Below are 21,874 nucleotides of genomic sequence, written 5' to 3' on the forward strand. Positions count from 1 at the left end.
AGTCTACGGTACGCGACCTGAGCTAGGGTTGGCGGCGCCATGACGGAGTACAGCGGCAGCGGAGACCCGGCCCGCAGCCTCGCCCTGCTCTGGCGGACCCGGGAACGGGTCAGCCGCAAGGGCCGGCCGGACCTGTCCGTCGAGCTGATCGTCCGGGCCGCCATCGAGCTTGCCGACGGCGCCGGGCTCGGCGCGCTGTCCATGCGCCGGGTCGCCGAACGGCTCGGCGTCGGCACCATGTCGCTCTACACCTATGTGCCCGGCAAGGCCGAGTTGCTCGACGTCATGCTGGACACGGTCTACGGCGAGGTGCCCGAGCCGCCCGCGGAAACCGGCTGGCGGGCCCGCCTCGAGCGCATCGCCCGGGACAACCTGGCGCTCTACCAACAGCATCCGTGGCTGCTGCAGGTGGCCACCAGCCGGCCGGTGCTCGGCCCGAACGCGATCGCCAAGTACGACCGGGAACTGCGGGCGATCGACGGCATCGGGCTGACCGACGTCGAGATGGACTCGGTGCTCACGCTGATCTCCGGGTACGTGCACGGCGCGGCCAGGGGTGCCGCCGAAGCAGCCGCGGCCGAACAGCGCACCGGCCTGACCGACGAGCAGTGGTGGTACGCCCATGTCCCGTTCCTGGAACGGATCATGGACGCGCAGCGCTACCCCACCGCGGCCCGGGTCGGCGTCGCCGCCGGGGAACAGCACCAGGCCGCCTACGACCCCGAGCACGCCTTCGAGTTCGGCCTGCGGCGGGTGCTCGACGGAATCGACGTACTGATCACGGCCAGAAAAGGCTAGGCTCGGCAACCGATTCGGCATTGTCGACACTCGGGGGAGTGGTCTCGAATGCGGAGCTGGCTGCTGGCGATCCTGACATTGTTGGTGGGCCTGGGGGTGGTTCCGGCCGCGGCCAGTGCCGATCCGGGTTCCCGCGCCGACACCGGGCCGATCCGGCCGGTCCGGGCGTGCGCCGAGCTGGTGCGGGACTTCGCGATTCCCGGTGCGGCCACGCACGTGACGGCCGCGACCGTGGTGCCGGCCGGTGCCGAGCCGGAGCACTGCGACGTGCGCGGCTTCGTCGAGCCGGCGGTCAACTTCCAGCTCCGGCTGCCCACCGCCAGCTACCGGGGCCGCTACCTGCAGTACGGCTGCGGCGGGTTCTGCGGGCTGATCTTCCCGACGCCGTTCCGGGACTGCGGGCCCCGGGTCGGCGACTTCGCGGTGGCCGCCACCGACGACGGACACGTGGGCGAGGGGCCGTTCCCGCCGTCGGACGCCCGGTGGGCGGCGAACGACCAGGCCGCCAGGGACGACTTCAACTTCCGCGCGCCGCACGTGGTCTCCGTGGCCAGCAAGCGGATCATCGCCGAGTTCTACGGAAAGCCGCCGGTGGCCTCATACTTCGACGGCTGCTCGGACGGCGGCCGGGAGGCGCTGCTGCTGGCCCAGCGCTACCCCACCGACTTCGACGGTGTGATCGCCGGCGCGCCGGCCGGCATGTGGAGCCCGCTGCTGCTGTACCAGGCCTGGATCGCCCGGGCGAACACCGATGCCGCGGGCGGCCCGGTGATCACGGCCGCGAAGTTGCCGGCGCTGTCCGCGGCGGTGCTGGCCGCGTGCGACGGGGTGGACGGCCTGACCGACGGGCAGATCGACGACCCGCGCGGCTGCCGGTTCGACCCGGCGACCATCCGCTGCGCCGGCGCCGACGCGCCCACCTGCCTGACCCCGGCCCAGGTCGACGCCGCGCGCAAGCTCTATGCCGGGCCGACCGACGCGCGGGGCACCCGGCTCTACCCGGGGGCGCAGCCGTTCGGCTCGGAATTGGCCTGGGACGGCTGGATCATCGCCAACCCGCTGTTCGGACCGGAGCCGGCGGCCACCGGGCTGGCCGACAACTACCTGCGCTACCTGGGCTATCCGATCGGCACGCCGCACTCGTCGCTGGCCGAGGTCCGGTTCAGCACGGGTGAGCTGCTCCGGCTGACCCCGGAAGGGGTGGACGCCAACGCGATGGGCCTGGACCTGAGCGCGTTCCGCCGGGCCGGCGGCAAGGTGATCCTCTGGCACGGCTGGGCCGACCAGGGCATCCCGCCGGCCGGCACGGTCGACTACTGGGACCGGCTGGTGGACCGCAACGGCGGGCTCCGGGACACCCAGCGGTTCGCCCGGCTGTTCATGGTTCCGGCGGTGTTCCACTGCGCCGGCGGAACGACGCTGACCGAGTTCGATCCGCTGCGGGAACTGGTGGACTGGGTCGAGCTGGGCCGGGCGCCGGAGCGGGTGATCGCCACCGGACGGGACGCGGCGGGCAACGTCACCCGAACCCGACCGGTGTTCCCGTATCCGTTGCGCGCCGCTTACGACGGCAGCGGGAGCATCGACGACGCGGCCAACTTCGTGCCGAGCCGGCCGGCTCGGAGCGACGACCGGATCCGTTGGGCCGGGGAGTTCCTGTACCGCCTGCCGGGGCCCGTGGCCGGGTAGTTCGCGCCGGACGGTAGCAGGGGTTAGGCCATTCGAGTGATGGCTGGTCTAGACCTTGACAGCTCAGTGGTCTAGACCACATAGTCAGGCCAAACCCCTGCATCTCCGAGGAGACATCGATGTCTCGAATCCGATGGCATCTGCCCGCGATTGTCGCGTCCATCCTGCTCGTGATCGTCGGGATCCTGGTCGTGCCCGCCCAGGGTGCGGGCGGGGTCAGCGCGACGTTCAGCAGGTCGTCCGACTGGGGCACCGGCTACGAGGGCAAGTACACGATCAGCAACGGCAGCGCCGGCGCGCTCACCTCCTGGCGGGTCGAGTTCGACCTGCCCGCCGGGCACCGGATCGGCTCGCTGTGGGACGGCAGCTTCACCGCGAGCGGGCAGCACGTGACCGTCAACAACTCCTGGAACGGCAACGTGGCGCCGGGCGGCACCGCCAGCTTCGGCTTCAACGTGGTCTACTCCGGGGCCTACTCCGCGCCGGCCAACTGCCGGCTCAACGGCGCGTCCTGCGACGCCTCCGGGACTCCGCCGACCACCACCACGACCAGGACCACCACCACGACGACCACCACGACCACGACCACCTCTCCCCCGCCGCCCGGCGGCCGCAAGAACCTCGGCTACTTCGTGCAGTGGGGCGTCTACGCGCGCAACTACCACGTCAAGAACATCCACACGAGCGGCTCGGCCGCCAAGCTCACGCACATCAACTACGCGTTCGGCAACGTGACCAACGGGCAGTGCACGATCGGCGACAGCTTTGCCGACTACGACAAGTTCTACGATGCGGCGTCCAGTGTGGACGGTACGACGGACACCTGGGACACCGGCGCGCTGCGCGGCAACTTCAACCAGCTGCGGAAGTTGAAGCGGATGTACCCGAACCTGCGGGTGCTGTTCTCGTTCGGCGGCTGGACCTGGTCCGGCGGCTTCGGCCAGGCCGCGCGCAACGCGACCGCGTTCGCCGACTCCTGCTTCCGGCTGGTGGAGGACCCGCGCTGGGCGGACGTGTTCGACGGCATCGACATCGACTGGGAGTACCCGAACGCCTGCGGGCTCAGCTGCGACACCAGCGGGCCGGCCGCGTTCCGCACGCTGATGCAGGCGCTGCGCTCCCGGTTCGGCTCCAACAACCTGGTCACCGCCGCGATCACGGCCGACGGCAGCAACGGCGGCAAGATCGACGCGGCCGACTACGGCGGCGCCGCGCAGTTCGTCGACTGGTACAACGTGATGACCTACGACTTCTTCGGCGCGTTCGCCCCGCAGGGCCCGACCGCCCCGCACTCGCCGCTCACCTCCTACACCGGGATTCCCACCCAGGGGTTCAACACCGACGCTGCGATCCAGAAGCTGAAGAGCAAGGGCATCCCGTCCGGGAAGCTGCTACCGGGCATCGGGTTCTACGGCCGCGGCTGGACCGGCGTGACGCAGAGCGCGCCGGGCGGCTCGGCCGGCGGGGCGGCACCCGGCACGTTCGAGCCGGGCATCGAGGACTACAAGGTGCTCAAGACCCGTTGTCCGGCCAACGGAACGGTGGCCGGAACCGCCTACGCGTTCTGCGGCGGCCAGTGGTGGAGCTACGACACCCCGAGCACGATCGCCGGGAAGCTGACCTATGCCCGCAACCAGGGCCTCGGCGGCGTGTTCTTCTGGGAGCTGTCCGGGGACACGACCAACGGTGAGCTGATCACCGCGATCCGCAACGGGCTGTAACGGCATCCAGGCTCGGCCCCGGTCCGGTTGGGGCGTTTCCGGACCGGGGCCGTTCCACGTCCCATTGACCTCTAGTTAACTTGAGGTTCTACCTTCGCGGCATGCATGCGATCCAGCAACATGAGTTCGGGCCGGCGGAGAACCTGCGCTACGAGCGGGTCGCCGACCCCGTCCCCGGCCCCGGCCAGGTCCGCATCGCCGTCGGCGCGGCCGGCATCCACCTGCTCGACACCACCATCCGCAAGGGCGTCGAGGGCGGACCGTTCCCACTGCCCACCCTGCCCATGATCCCGGGCCGCGAGGTGGCCGGCGTGGTCGACGCCCTCGGCGACGGCGTTGCGCAACGCTGGCTCGGCACCCGGGTGGTGGCCCACCTCGGCCAGCCCAGCGGCGGCTACGCCGAACTGGCCCTCGCCCCCGCCGACGCCCTGCACCGGCTCCCCGACGACCTCGCCGACGACGCGGCCGTCGCCATGATCGGTACCGGCCGCACCGCCATGGGCATCCTGGAGACCGCCGCCCTCACCGCCGACGACGTCCTGCTGGTCACCGCCGCTGCCGGCGGCCTCGGCAGCCTGCTCGTCCAAGCGGCCCGGTCAGCCGGCGCCATCGCCGTTGGCGCGGCCGGCGGTCCGGCCAAAGTGGACCAGGTTCATCGGCTCGGCGCCCACATCGCCGTCGACTACACCCGTCCCGACTGGACCGACCAGGTCCGCGCCCAACTGGAGGACCGCACCATCACCGTTGCCCTCGACGGCGTCGGCGGCCCCATCGGCCGCGCCGCCCTCGAACTCCTCGGCGTAGGCGGCCGCCTCATGATGTACGGCTGGTCGAGCGGCACCCCGATCCCGCTCACCGCCATGGACCTGTTCTCCCGTGGCCTCACCGCGGGCGTCGCGGTCGGACCGAAACTGTTGCGCCGGCCCGGCGGCCTCCGCGACCTCGAAACCCGCGCCCTCGAAGCCGCCGCGACCGGCCGACTCACCCCGCTGATCGCCAACCCGTTCCCGTTGGCCGCGGCGGCCGAAGCCCACACGGCCCTGGAAACCCGTGCCACGATGGGCAAGGTGATTCTCAAGCCATGAGGTGATGCGGATGACCGGGGACGGCGCGGTGCGGTTGCTGCGCGCCAATCCGGCGTTCCGCGCCCTGACGATCTCCCGGCTGGTCTCGTTCGTCGGCGACTCGGTCAGCCTGGTCGCCCTGATGCTGTACGTGGCGTCGACCACCGGCCAGGCGTTGGCGGTGTCGGTTCTGCTGCTGGTCGGCGACTTCGCCCCGGCCCTGCTGAGCCCGCTCACCGGCGCCGTCGCCGACCGGTTCGACCGCCGCCGGGTCATGATCATCTGCGAGCTGGCCCAGGGCGTGCTGCTGGTCCTGGTCGCGTTGACACTGCCGCCGTTGCCGATCCTGCTCGCCCTGGTGGCGGTGCGCTCCACCCTCGGCCAGACCTTCGCGCCGGCGTCCCGGGCCGCCGTCCCCGCCCTGGTCTCCGACCAGGACCTGCCCGCCGCCAACTCCACCATCGGCTTGAGCACCAACGGCGCGGAGGCGATCGGCCCGTTCATCGCCGCCGCCCTGGTTCCGTTCATCGGCGTGCAAGGCGTCCTCCTGGTCGACGCCGCGTCGTTCCTGGCCTCCGCGCTGTTGCTGACCCGCCTGGGTCCGCTGCCGCCCGGCCCCGCGTCCCGCCGGCTGCTCCGCTCGGCCAGGGCCGGCCTCGGTTACGTCTTCTCGGTTCCCGTCATCCGCACCATCGCCGTCTCGTTCTGCCTGGTCGTCGCGTTCAACGGCATCGATGACGTTGCCGTCGTCGTGCTGGTGCGCGACACGTTGGGCGCCCCGGACTTCACCATCGGCCTGATCCTGGGCGGCGTCGGCGCCGGACTGCTCGCCGGCTACCTCCTGCTGTCCCGCTACCGCCGCTCGATGACCGCGCTGTTGATCCTCGGTTTTCTGGTCAGCAGCGTCGGAAACCTGCTCACCGGCCTGATCTGGGCGGTCGGCGCCGCGTTCGTCGTGCAAACCGTCCGCGGGATCGGGTTGGCCGCAATGGATGTGGCCAGCAACACGCTGCTTCAGCGGCTCGTCCCCGCGGCGCAGTTGGGCCGGGTGTTCGGCAACTTCTACGGTCTCATAGGGATCGCGGCGGCGGTCTCCTATGTGGCGGGTGGCATCCTGTTGGACGCGACCGATGCCCGGGTGACCTTTGTGGTCGCCGGCATCGGCGGAACATTGACGGCCGTGTTCGCCTGGATGAAGTTGTCCCGGCGGCGTGCGACGGGAGACGCTACTTCAGAAATCGGCTGATCGATTCGACGACGCCTTCGCGTTGATCGGCGAGGTAGAAGTGGCCGCCGGGAAATACCTGCACGCTGAATGGGCCGGTGGTGTAGGTGCGCCAGTTCTCCGTTTCCGGAACGGTGACGTGGTCGTCGGAGTCGCCGGTGAGGACGTGGATCGGGCAGGTGAGTGGCGGGCTGGGGACATAGGTGTAGGTCTCGGCGGCGCGGTAGTCGTTGCGGAGGGTGGGAAGGATCATTTTGAGCAGGTCGGGGTCGGCGAGGACTGCTGAGTCGGTGCCGCTCATCTCGACCAGTTCGGCGATCATGGTGCGGTCGTCGCTGCGGTGGATGCCTTCGTCGCGGACCTCGGCGGGGGCGCGGCGGCCGGAGGCGATGAGGGCGCTGGGGACGATGTCCTTCGTGTGTTCGAGGCGGCGGGCGACTTCGTAGCCGATGGTGGCGCCGAGACTGTGTCCGAATAGGACGACCGGGCGGTCGAAGTACGGAAGCAGGGCGGCGGTGATCTCGTCGGCCAAGTCGGGGACATTGTCGATCAGGGGCTCGCCGTAGCGGTCCTGACGGCCGGGGTACTGGATCGACAGAACGTCGGCCAGTGGGGACAGGTCACGCGAGAACGGAAAATAGTAGCTGGCGGAGCCGCCGGCGTGTGGGAGCAGAACCACGCGGACCGGTCGGTCCGGCGCCGAGTGGAACCGGCGGATCCACGATCCGCTCACCATTGACCCCCTTCGTCTGCCAAAACCCGACGACCGGCCTAAGTTGATGCCATGACGCAGGCGGTATGGACCGAAGTAGACCAGTACTTTACCGGGCAGCTGGTGCCGCACGATCACGCACTGGACGCCACCCTGGCGGCCAGCAACGCCGCCGGGCTGCCGGCGATCAACGTCGCGCCCAACCAGGGCAAACTGCTGAACCTGCTGGCGCAGATCAGAGGCGCGCGACGAATACTGGAGATCGGGACGCTGGGCGGCTACAGCACGATCTGGCTGGCCAGGGCGCTGCCGCCGGACGGGCGACTGGTCACGATGGAGTACGACCGCCGGCATGCCGAGGTGGCCAGGGCCAACATCGCCAGGGCCGGACTGGCCGACCGGGTGGACGTTCGGGTCGGGGCGGCGCTCGAGTTACTGCCGGCGCTGGCCCGGGAACGGCCGGAACCGTTCGACCTCTTCTTCATCGATGCCGACAAACAGAGCAACGCCGACTACTTCCGTTGGGCGCTGCGGTTGTGCCGGGTGGGCAGCCTGATCATCGTCGACAACGTGGTGCGCGGCGGGCGGGTGGTCGACGGGCGCAGCGACGACCCCGGCGTGGTCGGCACCCGGCGGCTGATCGACGCGATGGCCGCCGAACCCCGGGTCACCGCCACCGCGGTGCAGACCGTCGGGTCCAAGAGCTACGACGGTTTCGCCATGGCCCTCGTGATCGCCTGAGTCCCATCGCCCGCGGATAGCCGACCGCGCAACGAATCCTCGGCCTAGGACTCGCCTGCGTTCACCGCGTCCGACCCGCCGGGGTGGAACTCGGCGATCCGGTTCGGCGCGACGATGCCGGGCAGCATCAGGTTCCACATGTCGCCGAGGCCGGTGCGCATGTTGCCGCGCCGCATCCCGACCCACCAGAGCACCTCGATGCCCACACAGATCGTCACCACCAACGTGCCGACCACGTCGACCTGCACGCCCTCGTCCAACTCGCCGGCCCGCTTGGCCCGGTGCAACGTGGTGTCGACGGTGGACAGCAGCTCGGCGTAGAAGTCCACGAAGGGCCGGTCGCCGCGCTCCCGTGCGGTCCGCAGGCTGGCCCTGATCACCGGCTCGCTGGCCAGCCAGCGGGCCAGCACGTGGGTCATGTCGATGAGGGACTGCAGGGCCCGGGTCTCGGTGGCGCGCTGCCGGTCCACGAACGACCGCAGCATGCCGCGCGCCTCGGCCTGGATCGCTCCGCCCAGTTCCTGCTTCGACGCGAAGTGGAAGTAGAAGGCCCCCTTGGTAACCCCGGCCGCCCGGCTGACGTCGTCCAGCGTCGCACCGGCGAACCCGTCCCGGTCGAACAGCTCGGCGGCGGAACGGATCAGGTGCAGGCGGGTGTACTCGGACCGGGCTTGCTTCGTCACGACCCGTTCCGCCAACCGGAGATCCACGTCGATGCGGCGGTCAACGACATTGAGCCGAGCCTCCTCGCGCGCTCTGTGCCCGACCGCCGCCAGCCGGCCGAAATCCCGCAGGTCCACCCCTGCCGCCCATCGTATCGAGGAGGCGGCGCCGGCCGTCCGATACCCGGACAGTTCTGGCTAAATGGTGAAAACCGCCCACTTTCGGCGGTTCATTGCCCGCAAGCCCGTTCCTAACATTCTCCGTTGACCTCGAAACCCTGCTCGAGGTCAGTGAAGGAGAAATCCCAATGAGGGTTCGTACCCTGCTCACCGCGGCCGTCACCGCGCTGGCCGGACTCCTGATTCCGGGCACCGCGGCGGCCGACGAGGTAACCCCGTTCATCGTGGGTGGCCGCAACGCCACCCAGGTGTACCCGTTCATGGTGTCGCTGCAGTCCAGCTCCGGCGGACACTCCTGCGGCGGCTCGCTGATCCGGGCCAACTGGGTCGTCACCGCCGCGCACTGCGGCACGCCGTTCCAGGTTCGGGTCGGCACGACCAACCGCACCTCCGGCGGCACCGTCGCCCGGGTGGCACAGCGGATCGGGCACCCGTCGCAGGACATCGCCCTGCTGCGGCTGGCCACCTCGGTCGGCCAGGCGCCGATCGCGATCGCGGCGACGTCCGGCCCGTCCGGCACCGCGAGCCGGATCATCGGCTGGGGTCAGACCTGTGCGCCGCGTGGCGGTTGCGGTGCTCCGGTCACCCTGCAGGAGCTGGACACGTCGATCGTCGCGGACAGCCGCTGCCTCGGCATCCGGGCCAGCACCGAGATCTGCACCAACAACCCGGGCGGCAACAGCGGAGCCTGCTACGGCGACTCCGGCGGCCCGCAGGTGAAGTCGGTCAGCGGCGCGTGGCAGCTGATCGGCGCCACCAGCCGGTCCGGCAACGGCAGCTCGACCTGTGCCACCGGCCCGTCGATCTACGTCGACGTGGTGGCGATGCGGAGCTGGATCACCAGCAACATCGGCGGTTAGCGCAGCGGTGACGGGGACCCGGCGGCGTGCTCGCGCAGCAGCGCGACCGTGCGCTCCGGGTCCTCCCACCAGAACAGGTGGCCGGCGCCGTCGAACAGCTCCAGCCGGGCGTTCGGGATCAGCTCGGCGATCCGCACGCCGTTGCCCACCGCCAGCATCTCGTCCTCGGTGCCGTGCATGACCAGGGTCGGCGCGGTGATCCCGGCCAGCCGCGCGATCGCGTCGTGCCCCATCCCCGCCTGCAGTTGCATCAAGATCACCTGCGCCGGCACCTTGACCGCGAGCGCCACCTCACGGAACGCCGCGAAGTGCGCCGGGTCGGCGGCGTAGCGGGCCGACAGGTTGACCTCGAACGCGGTCCGCACGGCCAGCTCGGCGTCCCGGGTGGCGCTCGCCCCGACCGCCCGCTGCGCGCCGGTTGCGCTCAGATCCCCGCCGGCACCGGGATACGTGCAGCCGAGGGCCAGCGTGCGCACCCGCTCGGGCCGCAACAGGGCCAGTTCCTGGGCGACCATGCCGCCGAGCGAGATGCCGAACACGTGCGCGCTGTCCCACCCGGCGAGGTCCAGCACCCGGGCGGCGTCGCCGGCAAGGTCGGCGATGGTGAACGGGCCGTCGGCCCGGTCGCTGGTGCCGATCCCGCGATGGTCGAACGCGACGATGTCGAAGTCCTTCTCCAGCAAGGACAGGAACGGTTCGCCCCACATGCGGTGGTGGCCACCCATACCCATGATCAGTAGCAGCGGCGCCCCGGTGCCGCGCCGGATCCGGTGCAGTTGCGGACTCGACATGTCCGCAGCCTAAGCGAGCGGTCAGGCCGGGTGTTGCGCGAAGGTGCGGCGGTAGTCGGTGGGAGCGACGCCGACCACCCGGTGGAAGTGGTGGCGGAGCAGGGCGGCGGAGCCGAACCCGGCCCGCTCGGCGATCTCGTCGACGCCGAGCTGGGTCTGCTCGAGCAGTGCCCGGGCGTGCAGCACCCGCTGCATGGTCAGCCAGCGGTGCGGGGTGGTGCCGGTCTCGGCGACGAACCGGCGGGCGAAGGTGCGCTCGGACAGCCGGGCCCGGCCGGCCAGCGCGCTGACCGTGTGCTCGTCGGCGATGTTGTCCAGCATCCAGGTCAGCACCGGCTCCAGGCTGTCCGCGCTGCACTCCGGGATCGGCAGCTCGACGAACTGGCGCTGCCCACCCTCCCGCTGCGGCGGCACGACCATGCGCCGGGCGATGGCGGCGGCCGGCGCGGCGCCCAGCTCGCGACGGACCAGGTGCAGGCAGGCGTCGATGCCGGCCGCGGTGCCGGCGCTGGTGATGATGTCGCCGTCGTCGACGAACAGCACGTCCGGATCCAGCAGCGCGTTCGGGAACCGGGCGGCGAAGGTGTCGGCGTAGCGCCAGTGCGTGGTGCACCGGCGGCCGTCGAGCAGGCCGGTGGCGCCGAGCAGGAAGGCGCCGCTGCACACCGAAAGGAGGGTGCTGCCGCGGGCCGCGGCGGCGCGCAGCGCGTCGAGCACCGCGGGCGGGTACTCGTCCCTGATGTCGCAGGCCGGCACGGCGACCAGGTCGGCGCCGGCCAGCGCGTCCAGTCCCAGCTCGGGAATAACCCGCATGCCGATGCTGGTTCGCACGGGTGTCCCCGGGTGTTCCGCGCAGACCCGGAACTCGACGGCCGGGACCCCGTCCTCGGTGCGGTCGATGCCGAAGACCTCGCAGATCGTGCCGAACTCGAACATGGCGAAGCCTTCGACGAGGACCACGGCGACGGTTCTGAGCATGGACAAGAGCATACTTGGCAGGATTTTGTCGCACAAGGTCAGATCTGCCACTGGTGGCAGCATCTCGTCTAGCGCAAAATTCATGCCATGGACATCGTGATCGCCTTCATCATCATCGGACTCCTCGCCTACGGCCTGGAGCGCAACCGCCGGCACCAGGCCCAGCCCGGGTCCCGGATGGCCGGAACCTCGGACGTCGTCGACCGGGACATCGAGCGGCTACGCAACGACCTCCGGGCCCGGTTCTGACCTTGCCTGCGCCCCGCGGCGCTGGAATGCTGACAAAACATTCCAGCCGGACTGTAAGTTCGCGGGGCGCAAGGGAGCGGGACATGGCGCGGCAGATCCGTTCGCTGGCCGGAAAGGTCGTCGTGATCACCGGAGGCGGCCGCGGCATCGGGGCCGCGACCGCCGGGGCGCTGTCCCGGCTCGGCGCCGTGGTCGCCATCGGTGACCTGGACGTGGACGTGGCCAAGCAGACCGCCGACCGGCTCGACGACGCCGTCGCCCTGCCGCTGGACGTGACCGACGCGGACCGGTTCACCGCGTTCCTCGACGAGGTCGAGCGGACCCTCGGCCCGATCGACATCCTGATCAACAACGCCGGGATCATGCCCATCGCGGTGCTCGACGAGGAGGAGGACCGGACCACCCGGCGGCTGCTGGAGATCAACCTGCACGCGGTCATCCATGGCACCCGGGAGGCCGTGCGGCGGATGAAGCCGCGCGGCACCGGACACATCGTGAACATCGCGTCGGTCGCCGGAAAGGCCGGTTTCCCCGGCGTGGCAACGTACTGCGCCACCAAGCACGGCGTGGTCGGGCTGTCCGAGGCGGTCCGGGCGGAGCTGCGCGGAACCGGCGTGGACATCTCGATCGTGCTGCCGTCGATCGTGCGCACCGAGCTCACCGCCGGGGTCGAGGACGCCCGGTTCGTCAAGTCCATCCAGCCGGGCACGGTGGCCGAGGCGGTCGTCGGCGCCCTGCAGCGGCCCCGGTTCGAGGTGTACGTGCCGCGCTCGCTCGGCACGATCAACCGGTTCACCCGGTTACTGCCCCGGGCCGCGGGCGAGTGGATCGCCCGCGCGTTCAAGGGCGATCAGGTCATGATGAACGCCGCGCATTCGACCGCCCGCGCGGACTACGAGGCCCGCGCCGCGGCCAGCGCCCCGGCCGTCGACGGGGAGTCCGGCGCGTGAGGCCGGTGCCGACCGAGCAACTGCGCCACTACGTCGTGGCGTCCACTTCGGACACCGTGACCCCGGTCGAGGTCTACACCGGCGCGGAGCTGGCCACCCTGCCCCGGTCCGGTCCGGCCGACGTGCTGACCGCGGTCGAGCGTGGCCGCCGGGCCCAGACCGCTTGGGCGGCAACGGATCTCGCCGACCGCAAGGCGATCTTCGCGCGGTTCCACGGGCTGCTGCTCGCCCACCGCGAGGAGCTGGCCGACCTGGTGCAGGCCGAGACCGGCAAGGCGCGCCGGGACGCGTTCGAGGAGATCGCCGAACCGGTCCTGGTCACCAGCTACTACCTGCGCCGGGCCGGCGCACTGCTGCGGCCGCGGCGCCGGGCCGGGGCGATGCCGCTCGCCGTGCGCGCCACCGAGCTGCGCGTGCCGCACGGCGTGGTCGGCGTGATCGCGCCGTGGAACTACCCGCTGGCACTGTCCATGGCCGACGCCATTCCGGCTTTGTTCGCCGGCAACGCGGTGGTGCTCAAGCCGGACAGCCAGACCGCGCTGAGCCCGCTGCTCGCCGTCGACCTGATGCACCGCGCCGGGCTACCAGAGCACCTGATCCAGGTGGTGCTCGGCGACGGGCCGGTGATCGGCGCCGCCGTTGTGGACAGTACCGACTTCGTCGCGTTCACCGGCTCCACCCGGACCGGCATCGAGGTGGCCGCCCGCGCCGCCGAGCGGCTGATCGGCTGCTCGCTGGAGCTGGGCGGCAAGAACCCGATGATCGTGCTGGACGACGCCCCGCTGGACCGGGCCGCCGCGATCGCCGCGCGCGGCGCGTTCGCCAACGCCGGTCAGCTGTGCCTGTCGATGGAGCGCATCTACGTTCCCGAACCGACATTCGACGCGTTCGCCAAGCGGCTGGTCGCGGTCACCGAGAACCTGCGGCTCGGTGCTGGTTACGACTACGGCTTCGACGTCGGCTCGCTGGTCTCGGCGGCACAGCTCAAACGGGTCAGCGAACACGTCGACGACGCGCGGGCAAAGGGGGCAAGGGTGCTGTCCGGCGGCCGGCCCCGCCCGGACCTCGGCCCGTACTTCTACGAGCCGACCGTCCTGGCCGAGGTCAACCCGGACATGCTGTGCCACACCGAGGAGACCTTCGGCCCGGTGGTCTCCCTGTACCCGTACCGCACCCTCGACGAGGCCGTGCTGCTGGCCAACCAGAGCGCCTTCGGCCTCAACGCCAGCGTGCTCGGCGACGCCCGCCGCGCGGCCGCGGTCGCCCCCCGGCTGCGGGCCGGCACGGTCAACGTCAACGACGCGGTGAACTCGGCCTACGGCAGCACCGATGCTCCGATGGGAGGAATGCGTGCCTCCGGTCTCGGCCGGCGGCACGGCGCGGAGGGTCTGCTGAAGTACACCGAGGCGCAGACCGTGGCGGTGCAGCGGATACCGGTGCTCGGGGTGCCGCGCTGGCTGCCGTTCCGGGTGTACGCCCGGGTGCTGGTCGGGGCGCTGAAAGCGTTGCGCCGGTTGCGGATCCGGTAATCGCCCCGATCGGGTGAACACAGTGGAATTGGCATCGCCCGCACCGAACACTGTGAACTGTTAAAACAGGATTCCACCTGTTTGCCGGCTTGTGGCACCTGGACACCCAGGTGAACATCAATCAACCCCGGGTGCCGGGTACCACCTCCAGCGCCGGCCGGCCGGCGCTCCCTGCGGGAGGCAACTCGTTGAATCGTAAACGTTTCACCATGGCCGGCGGGATCATCGCCGCCGCGGCAATCGTCATGTCGATGAGTCCGGGCATGGCCGCGGGTGACCGGGCGCAGCCCGGCGCCGAGGAGCGAACCAGCGCCGAGTACAGCGTCCTCGGCGTCACCACCTTGGCTGCGCGCAACGCGATCGCCGGCACCGGCGCGGCGATCAACGGACCGGAGGACAGCCGGCTGCTGATCACCGCCACCCCGGAGGAGATCGCCAAGATCCAGGCACTCGGCTTCCAGGTCGAACTGGACACCCCGCGGACCACCGGCGAGAACGAGGCGGCTCCGCTGGACTTCCCGCCGGCCGACTCGAACTACCACAACTACGCCGAGATGACCGCGGAGATCGACCAGGTGATCGCCGCCAACCCCACCCTGATCAGCAAGCAGGTGATCGGCACCAGCTTCCAGGGCCGGGAGATCTGGGCGCTCAAGATCTCCGACAACGTCGCGGTGGACGAGAACGAGCCCGAGGTGCTGTTCACCCACCACCAGCACGCCCGCGAGCACCTCACCGTCGAGATGGCCGTCTACCTCGTGCACGAACTGGTGGAGAGCACCGACACCCGGGTGCGCAACCTGGTGAACGGCCGCGAGATCTGGATCGTCCCGGACATGAACCCGGACGGCGGCGAGTACGACATCGCCACCGGCACCGGTTACCGGTCGTGGCGCAAGAACCGCCAGCCGAACACCGGATCGTCCAACGTGGGCACCGACCTCAACCGCAACTGGAACTTCAACTGGGGCTGCTGCGGCGGGTCGTCCGGCAGCACCGGCAGTGAGACCTACCGCGGCCCGTCGGCCGAGTCCGCCCCGGAGGTGCGGGTGGTGGCCGACTTCGTGCGCACCCGCGTGGTCGGCGGCGTTCAGCAGATCAAGATCGGCATCGACTTCCACACGTACAGCGAACTGGTGCTCTGGCCGTACGGCTACACCACCGCCAACACCGCGCCCGGCATGTCGCAGGAGGAGTACAACACGCATGCCGCGCTGGGCCAGCAGATGGCGGCCACCAACGGCTACACCCCGGAGCAGGCCTCCGACCTCTACATCACCGACGGCTCGATCGACGACTGGCTGTGGGGCAACCAGCGGATCTACTCGTACACCTTCGAGATGTACCCGGCCAGCGGTGGCGGCGGCTTCTACCCGCCGGACGAGGTGATCACCCGGGAGACCACCCGCAACCGGTCCGCCGTGCTGCTGCTGCTGGACTACGCCGACTGCCCGAAGCGGGTCCTCGGCCTGACCTGTGACGGCACCCCGCCGCCGCCCGGACGCAGCTTCGAGAACGCCACCGACGTGACGATCCCGGACCTGGGCACGGTGAACAGCCCGATCACGGTGTCCGGCGTGCCGGGCAACGCGCTGGCGAACAGCACCGCCGAGGTGCACATCCAGCACACCTACCGCGGTGACCTCGTGGTCGACCTGGTCGCGCCGGACGGTTCGGTCTACAACCTGCACAACCGCACCGGCGGCAGCGCCGACAACCTGGACCAGGTCTACACGGTGAACCTGGCCACCGAGGCGGCCAACGGCACCTGGAACCTGCGGGTCCGGGACGCCGCCCGGCTGGACACCGGATTCATCAACTCCTGGAAGCTCACGCTCTAACCGCGAAAAACGGGAAACGCAGCGCCGGTCGGGCCGCGTCACGATCATGTGCCGTCGGCTGATGAAACGTGGCGTAGCTCGGCCACTCCCCCACATTCCTGCCCGGAAGGACCCTGCCTTGACCATGCGCTCAGTACTGACCAGAGCCGGCGTTCTCGCCGCCGGCCTCGCGGCGGTGATCAGCACCGCAGGCACCGCCACCGCGTCCGCCGACCCCACGCCGGACGACGTGTTCCCCCAGGTCGTCGGCGGTGTCCGGGCCGCACAGGGTGAGTTCCCCTGGATGATCCGGCTGTCCATGGGCTGCGGCGGCAGCCTGATCCGGCCGAACATCGTGCTGACCGCGGCGCACTGCGTGAACGGCACCGGCGACAACGCCAACATCACGGCCACCGGCGCCGCGGTGGACCTGCAGGACCCGGCCCGGGTGGCGATCCGGTCCAACTACGTGCACCAGGCGCCGGACTACGACGGCGACGGCCGGGACTGGGCGCTGATCCGGGTGCAGTCCGCGTTCAATCTGCCGCTGATGCGGATCGCCACCACCAATGCGTTCAACAGCGGCACGTTCACCGTGGCCGGCTGGGGCGCGGCCAGCCAGGGCGGTGGCCAGCAGCGGTTCCTGCTCAAGGCCGACGTGCCGTTCATCACCGACACCCAGTGCGCCGGCGCCAGCGGCTACAGCGGACTGATCTTCGGTGAGGAGATCTGCGCCGGCAACTGGGACAACGGTGGCACGGACACCTGCCAGGGTGACTCCGGCGGCCCGATGTTCCGGCGGGACAACAACAACGAGTGGATCCAGGTCGGCATCACCAGTTGGGGCATCGGCTGTGCCCGGCCGCGCGCCCCCGGCGTCTACACCGAGGTGAGCACGTTCGCCGCGGAGATCAACGCGGCCGCGGACAGCCTCGGCGGCACCCCGCCGCCCCCGCCGCCGCCCGGCCGGTCCTTCGAGAGCACGACCGACGTGGCGATCCCGGACCTGGGCACGGCGAACAGCCCGATCACGGTGTCCGGGGCGGCGGGCAACGCCGGTGCCACCAGCACGGTCGAGGTGCACATCCGGCACACCTTCCGCGGTGACCTGGTGGTCGACCTGGTCGCGCCGGACGGTTCGGTCTACAACCTCCACAACCGCACCGGCGGCAGCGCCGACAACCTGGACCAGACCTACACGGTGAACCTGGCCAGCGAGGTGGCCAACGGCACCTGGAACCTGCGGGTCCGGGACGCCGCCCGGTTGGACACCGGGTTCGTCGACTCATGGCGGATCACCATCTAGACCCGCATAACCGCAGGTCACGGAGGCCATCTCCCCCCCGGAGGTGGCCTTTCCGTCGTGTTGCGGGCAAGATACGGGTCAAGTTACCGAAAGGTAGCCGGACGGAGGACACACATCATGCGCGAGCTCGCGGTTCCCTCGCGGTTCACGATTCCCGAGAGTGGCGGGCTGGCCGATCTCGTCTTCAGCAATGCCGACGAGGCGCCCGACGCCGTGGTGTTTCGGCGCAAGACCGGCGACGCGTGGACCGACGTCAGCACCACCACGTTCCGCGACGAGGTCGTCACGGTGGCCAAGGGCCTGATGGCCTCCGGCATCGGCGCCGGCGACCGGGTGGCCATCCTGGCCGCGACGCGCTACGAGTGGACCCTGTTCGACTTCGCGATCTGGGCGGCAGGCGCGGTGCCGGTCCCGATCTACGTCACCTCCTCGGCGGAGCAGATCCAGTGGATCCTGTACGACTCCGGCGCGGTCGCCGTCATCGTGGAGAACGCGGAGCACGCGGCCAAGGTGGCCGGCATCCGGTCGCAGGTGCCGGCGCTGCGTGAGGTGTGGCAGCTCGACGACGGCGCCGTGGCGCAACTCGGCCAGGCCGGGCGCGACATCGCGACGGACGAGGTGGACGCCCGGCGCGGTGCGGTCACCCCGGACGACCTGGCCACGATCATCTACACCTCGGGCACCACCGGCCGGCCGAAGGGCTGCGTGCTCACCCACCGCAACTTCCTGTCCGCGTGCGGCAACGCCACGGAGTACCTCACCCCGCTGTTCAAGACCGGGGACGCCGCGACCCTGCTGTTCCTGCCGATCGCGCACGTGTTCGGCCGGATGGTCGAGGTGGCCTCGTTCATGGCGCGGGCGACGGTCGGGCACTGGGCCGACGTGAAGACGCTGACCGACAACCTGGTCCAGTTCAAGCCGACCTTCATCCTGTCCGTGCCCTACGTGCTGGAGAAGGTCTACAACGGCGCCCGGCAGAAGGCGAACGCCTCGGGCAAGGGCAAGATCTTCGACCTCGCGGTGAGCACCGCGGTGGCCTACAGCGAGGCGGACGGCAAGCCCGGGTTGGGCCTGCGGCTCAAGCACGCGGTGTTCGACCGCCTGGTGTACGGCAAGCTGCGGGACGCGCTCGGCGGCAAGGTGCGCTACGCCATCTCCGGCGGCGCGGCGCTGTCCCCGCGGATCGCGCACTTCTTCCGCGGCATCGGACTGATCATCTTCGAGGGCTACGGCCTGACCGAGTCCACGGCGGCCTCGGTGGTCAACTCTCCGGAGAAGGTCAAGCTGGGCACGGTGGGGCAGCCGCTGCCCGGCACGTCGGTCCGGATCGACGACGACGGCGAGATCCTGCTGCGCGGCGGCGGCATCTTCACCGGCTACTGGCAGAACGAGTCGGCGACCAAGGAGGCCATCGACGAGGCCGGCTGGTTCCACACCGGCGATCTCGGCGACCTGGACGGGGACGGCTACCTGCGGATCACCGGCCGCAAGAAGGAAATCCTGATCACCAGCGGCGGCAAGAACGTCGCGCCGTCGGTGATCGAGGACCGGATCTCGGCCCATCCGCTTGTGGGGCAGGCGATGGTGGTCGGCGACGGGCAGAAGTACGTGGCCGCCCTGGTGACCATCGACATGGACTACTTCTCCTACTGGAAGACCTCACGCGGCAAGGCGGTCGGTGCCTCGGTGGCCGACCTGTCGCAGGACACGGATCTGCTGGCCGAACTGCAGCAGGCGGTCGACGACGGCAACGCGGCCGTCTCGCAGGCCGAGTCGGTCCGCAAATTCCGGATCCTGGCCGTCGAGTTCACGCCGGAGAACGGATATCTCACGCCCTCTCTGAAACTCAAGCGGAACGTCATCATGAAGGACTTCGCAAGTGATGTAGAGGCTCTGTACTCTTGATTTCGGGGACCAGCAATAACTGCTTGGCAGGCCTTGTATCCGGTGGGTAGTTGCCGACGAAGGCAACTAACGGGGCGCAGTCGTCTGGTCACCCTACTCACCCGGTTACGCCGAACGGCCTAGCGCGGACGGTTGTCCGCACCACAGGGAACGTGATTGCCCCTCGCTTTTGGCGTAGGCGCGAGTAAGGTCACGGCCCAGCAAAGAGTGATTTTGATCTCGCATCGGGGTGGATGGAGGACTAACGGCGATGGGGCGGCACTCGTCGACCACCCGGCGGTCAAAGCGTTCGCCGGTGTTGCTCTTGAGCGTTCTGCTCGTCGTTCTTCTGATCGGCTGGTTCACCTTCGACTTCCTGCGCGACCGGTTGCAGGCCTCCGGTTGTGACGTGGTCACAACGCTGAACGTGACCGCGGCGCCGGACATCGCGCCGACCGTCACCCAGGCTGGCCGCAAGGCCGCGGAAGCAGGCAACCCGGGCTGCTACAAGGTCAACGTCTCGCAGCGCGACTCCGCGGTCACCGCCGAGTCGCTCGCGGTCTCCGACGGCACCGAGCCGCCCGACGTGTGGATCCCCGAGTCGACCATGTGGCTGCAGCGCGCCCAGGACAAGGGCGCCTGGAACTCCCCGATCGAAGGCACCTCGATCGCCAGCTCGCCGGTGGTCATCGGGCTCACCGAGGAGAAGGCCACCGAGCTGGGCTGGCCGAACGAGAAGATCGGCTGGGCCACGCTGCTCGGCCCGAACTCCCCGGTCACGCTCGGAATGCCCGACCCGGCAAAGGATCCGGTCGGCATCTCGACCCTGTTCGGACTGCGCGACGTGGTCAAGAACGCGGCCGACCCGGCCGCCGCCGGCACCGCTGCGATGCGCAAGCTCGCCCCGAACACGCTGGCCGCGAACTCGGAGCTGCTGGCCCGGCTGCCCGGCGGCACCAGCCAGGCCGCCCCGCTGGACGGGTTCCCGATCTCGGAGAACGCCCTGCTGCGGCACAACGTCCGGCAGGAGGGCGGGTTGCTGGTCGCCGCCTACGCCGACTCCCCGGTGCCGTCCCTTGACTACCCGTACGTGGTGCTGCCGGAGGCCTCCGAGGCCAAGCGCGAGGTGGCCCAGAAGTTCCTCGAGCTGCTGCAGAACCAGGAGACCGCCGACGCGCTCGCCGACGCCGGCTTCCGCACTCCGGACGGCAAGTCGCTGCGCGAGCGGACGCAGGACCAGCGCACCAGCAGCGAGCCGCTGAACCGGGTTCCGGTTCCGGACCCGGCGGACGGCCTTGCCGTGCTCAACACCTGGGCCGCGGTCAACCTCAGCGGCCGGGTGCAGGTGCTGATCGACGTGTCCGGCTCGATGGCCGAGCCGGTCCCGGGCACCGGCAAGACCCGGATGGATCTGACCATGCAGGCAGCGGTGCAGGGCACCGGGTTGTTCAAGCCGACCACCAAGATCGGCTGGTGGACGTTCTCCACCAAGCTGGACGGCGACCGGGACTACACCGTGCTGCTGCCGATGCGGACCGTCGCCGAGCACCTGGCCGCGGGCGCGATCGACACGCTGAAGTCGGTGCAGGCCAAGGAGGGCGGCGGCACCGGCCTGTACGACTCGGTGCTGGCCGCCATGCAGGACGCACGAGCCAACTGGGAGCCGGGCCGGATCAACGTGGTGACCGTGCTGACCGACGGGAAGAACGACGACAAGGACAGCATCACGCTGGAGCAGCTGCTCGTCGAGCTGAAGAAGCTGCAGGACCCCAAGCGGCCGCTGCTGTTGACCGCGATCGGCATCGGCGACGGCGTGTCCCAGGCCGAGCTCAAGGCGATCGCCGAGCCGACCGGGGGCGCGGCGTTCGTCACCCCGGACCCCACGAAGATCAACGAGATCTTCTACGCCTCGCTGTCGAAGATGCTCTGCCAGCCGCCCACCTGCAAGGCCGGCAACGGCCGTTGACCCCCCGAAACTAATACGGCGCGTGTGTGGCGTGGTGCCCGAGCAGCCGGGCGGCCGGACGCAGCCGCAGGTACAACAGTGTCTTGATCAGCACGTTGCGGGTGAACCAGGGCAGCTCGCGCAGCACCCGCAGCCGGTCGGTGACCGACGGGCGACGCAGCACGAACCGGGCCAGCGACCCGGCCCGGTCCAGGTAGGTGTAGCGGACGCCGGCCAGCACCTTGGCCAGCGTGCCGAGCGTGACGCCGACCGAGGAGTAGCAGTCGTGCACCAGGATCTCCGCGCCCGGCGGCATGTACGCGGACCAGCGCAGGTCGTCGGTGTAGGTCCAGTAGTCGTGCTTTCCGTCCACGTAGAGCATGGCGACCGGCCGGTCCCAGCCGGGACGCAGCCGGGTGCTGAAGCCCACCACCAACTCGACCACGTCCCGCAGTCCGGCGGCGGCCATGTTGGCCTCGAACCGCTCCCGGATCGACGCGCCGCCCAGCCAGCCGACGAACGCGTCGACCGCGACCACCCGGGCGCCGACCGCCCGGGCCGCGGTGCCCAGCACCACCGTCGACCGGCCCTGATGGCTGCCGATCTCGACGATCGTGTCGCCGGGCGCGAGCCGCAGCGCCGCGTCCCAGAGGGTGTGCGCCTGGTCCCGGGTCAGCCAGCCGGGAATGGCCTCGGCCAACTCCCAGGCCCGGTCGAAATCGGACGCGCCCACCGGTTCCATCCGCAGTACCTGCCTCAACGTGGCGAAA

General features: G+C 70.2%; 19 protein-coding genes. 14 read left to right on the plus strand and 5 right to left on the minus strand.

Annotated features, from left to right (window positions below):
* The first annotated feature begins 39 nt into the window (after positions 1-39).
* From VFV67_RS32475 to VFV67_RS32495, 5 genes are all read left to right on the plus strand, one after another.
* A complete protein-coding gene (locus VFV67_RS32475) occupies positions 40-798 on the plus strand; it encodes a TetR/AcrR family transcriptional regulator (protein WP_326474527.1) in 759 nt (252 codons plus the stop codon).
* A gap of 48 nt (positions 799-846) precedes the next feature.
* The gene (locus tag VFV67_RS32480; protein WP_326474528.1) at positions 847-2,487 is read left to right on the plus strand and encodes a tannase/feruloyl esterase family alpha/beta hydrolase; all 1,641 of its coding nucleotides are present in this window, start codon (positions 847-849) and stop codon (positions 2,485-2,487) included.
* Between the two features lie 119 nt (positions 2,488-2,606).
* Positions 2,607-4,208, plus strand: coding sequence for a glycosyl hydrolase family 18 protein (locus VFV67_RS32485; protein ID WP_326474529.1), 1,602 nt, complete (start codon positions 2,607-2,609; stop codon positions 4,206-4,208).
* A gap of 101 nt (positions 4,209-4,309) precedes the next feature.
* Positions 4,310-5,293: a zinc-binding dehydrogenase gene (locus VFV67_RS32490; RefSeq protein WP_326474530.1), complete on the plus strand. Its 984-nt coding sequence runs from the start codon at positions 4,310-4,312 to the stop codon at positions 5,291-5,293.
* 10 nt (positions 5,294-5,303) lie between these two features.
* Complete coding sequence (locus tag VFV67_RS32495; protein ID WP_326474531.1) at positions 5,304-6,518, plus strand: MFS transporter; 1,215 nt, start codon at positions 5,304-5,306, stop codon at positions 6,516-6,518.
* Here VFV67_RS32495 and VFV67_RS32500 read toward each other — a convergent pair.
* Positions 6,499-7,176 (minus strand): thioesterase II family protein, encoded by a 678-nt coding sequence (locus VFV67_RS32500; RefSeq protein WP_326474532.1) that lies wholly within the window; start codon positions 7,174-7,176, stop codon positions 6,499-6,501. The two genes, VFV67_RS32495 and VFV67_RS32500, sit on opposite strands and share 20 nt — an antisense overlap.
* A 105-nt stretch (positions 7,177-7,281) precedes the next feature.
* Here VFV67_RS32500 and VFV67_RS32505 point away from each other — a divergent pair, with 105 nt between their 5' ends.
* Positions 7,282-7,950, plus strand: a complete 669-nt coding sequence (locus VFV67_RS32505; RefSeq protein WP_326474533.1) for an O-methyltransferase — start codon at positions 7,282-7,284, stop codon at positions 7,948-7,950.
* 44 nt (positions 7,951-7,994) lie between these two features.
* Here VFV67_RS32505 and VFV67_RS32510 read toward each other — a convergent pair whose 3' ends face one another.
* Entirely contained in the window at positions 7,995-8,633 is a 639-nt protein-coding gene (locus VFV67_RS32510) for a ScbR family autoregulator-binding transcription factor (protein ID WP_326474534.1), read from the minus strand.
* Positions 8,634-8,920: 287 nt separating this feature from the next.
* Between VFV67_RS32510 and VFV67_RS32515 the strand changes: the two genes are divergently transcribed.
* Positions 8,921-9,652, plus strand: a complete 732-nt coding sequence (locus VFV67_RS32515) for a serine protease (RefSeq protein ID WP_326474535.1) — start codon at positions 8,921-8,923, stop codon at positions 9,650-9,652.
* Here the strand turns inward: VFV67_RS32515 and VFV67_RS32520 are convergent.
* Together VFV67_RS32520 and VFV67_RS32525 are read right to left on the minus strand one after the other, a co-directional pair.
* Positions 9,649-10,443, minus strand: coding sequence for an alpha/beta fold hydrolase (locus tag VFV67_RS32520; protein WP_326474536.1), 795 nt, complete (start codon positions 10,441-10,443; stop codon positions 9,649-9,651). The genes VFV67_RS32515 and VFV67_RS32520 overlap by 4 nt on opposite strands.
* A 21-nt stretch (positions 10,444-10,464) precedes the next feature.
* Positions 10,465-11,421: a GlxA family transcriptional regulator gene (locus VFV67_RS32525; RefSeq protein WP_326474537.1), complete on the minus strand. Its 957-nt coding sequence runs from the start codon at positions 11,419-11,421 to the stop codon at positions 10,465-10,467.
* A gap of 87 nt (positions 11,422-11,508) precedes the next feature.
* Here VFV67_RS32525 and VFV67_RS32530 point away from each other — a divergent pair, with 87 nt between their 5' ends.
* The 7 genes from VFV67_RS32530 (at position 11,509) to VFV67_RS32560 (ending at position 21,125) form a co-directional block, all read left to right on the plus strand.
* A complete protein-coding gene (locus VFV67_RS32530) occupies positions 11,509-11,670 on the plus strand; it encodes a hypothetical protein (RefSeq protein ID WP_326474538.1) in 162 nt (53 codons plus the stop codon).
* 83 nt (positions 11,671-11,753) lie between these two features.
* Positions 11,754-12,620, plus strand: a complete 867-nt coding sequence (locus tag VFV67_RS32535) for an SDR family oxidoreductase (protein ID WP_326474539.1) — start codon at positions 11,754-11,756, stop codon at positions 12,618-12,620.
* On the plus strand, positions 12,617-14,149 hold the full coding sequence (locus VFV67_RS32540; RefSeq protein ID WP_326474540.1) for a succinic semialdehyde dehydrogenase: 1,533 nt from the start codon (positions 12,617-12,619) through the stop codon (positions 14,147-14,149). Before VFV67_RS32535 ends, VFV67_RS32540 begins: the two co-directional genes overlap by 4 nt.
* A 188-nt stretch (positions 14,150-14,337) precedes the next feature.
* Positions 14,338-15,990: a M14 family metallopeptidase gene (locus VFV67_RS32545; RefSeq protein ID WP_326474541.1), complete on the plus strand. Its 1,653-nt coding sequence runs from the start codon at positions 14,338-14,340 to the stop codon at positions 15,988-15,990.
* Between the two features lie 124 nt (positions 15,991-16,114).
* Positions 16,115-17,275 carry a trypsin-like serine protease gene (locus VFV67_RS32550; protein ID WP_326474614.1) on the plus strand — a complete coding sequence of 387 codons (1,161 nt, stop codon included), beginning with the start codon at positions 16,115-16,117 and terminating at the stop codon, positions 17,273-17,275.
* Between the two features lie 117 nt (positions 17,276-17,392).
* A complete protein-coding gene (locus VFV67_RS32555; RefSeq protein ID WP_326474542.1) occupies positions 17,393-19,180 on the plus strand; it encodes a long-chain fatty acid--CoA ligase in 1,788 nt (595 codons plus the stop codon).
* 295 nt (positions 19,181-19,475) lie between these two features.
* Positions 19,476-21,125, plus strand: a complete 1,650-nt coding sequence (locus VFV67_RS32560) for a substrate-binding and VWA domain-containing protein (RefSeq protein WP_326474543.1) — start codon at positions 19,476-19,478, stop codon at positions 21,123-21,125.
* Positions 21,126-21,135: 10 nt separating this feature from the next.
* Here the strand turns inward: VFV67_RS32560 and VFV67_RS32565 are convergent, their stop codons facing one another.
* The gene (locus tag VFV67_RS32565; RefSeq protein WP_326474544.1) at positions 21,136-21,837 is read right to left on the minus strand and encodes a class I SAM-dependent methyltransferase; all 702 of its coding nucleotides are present in this window, start codon (positions 21,835-21,837) and stop codon (positions 21,136-21,138) included.
* Between the last annotated feature and the right edge of the window lie 37 nt (positions 21,838-21,874).

It is taken from the genome of Actinophytocola sp. (assembly GCF_035762905.1).
Taxonomy (GTDB): Bacteria; Actinomycetota; Actinomycetes; order Mycobacteriales; family Pseudonocardiaceae; genus DASYTH01.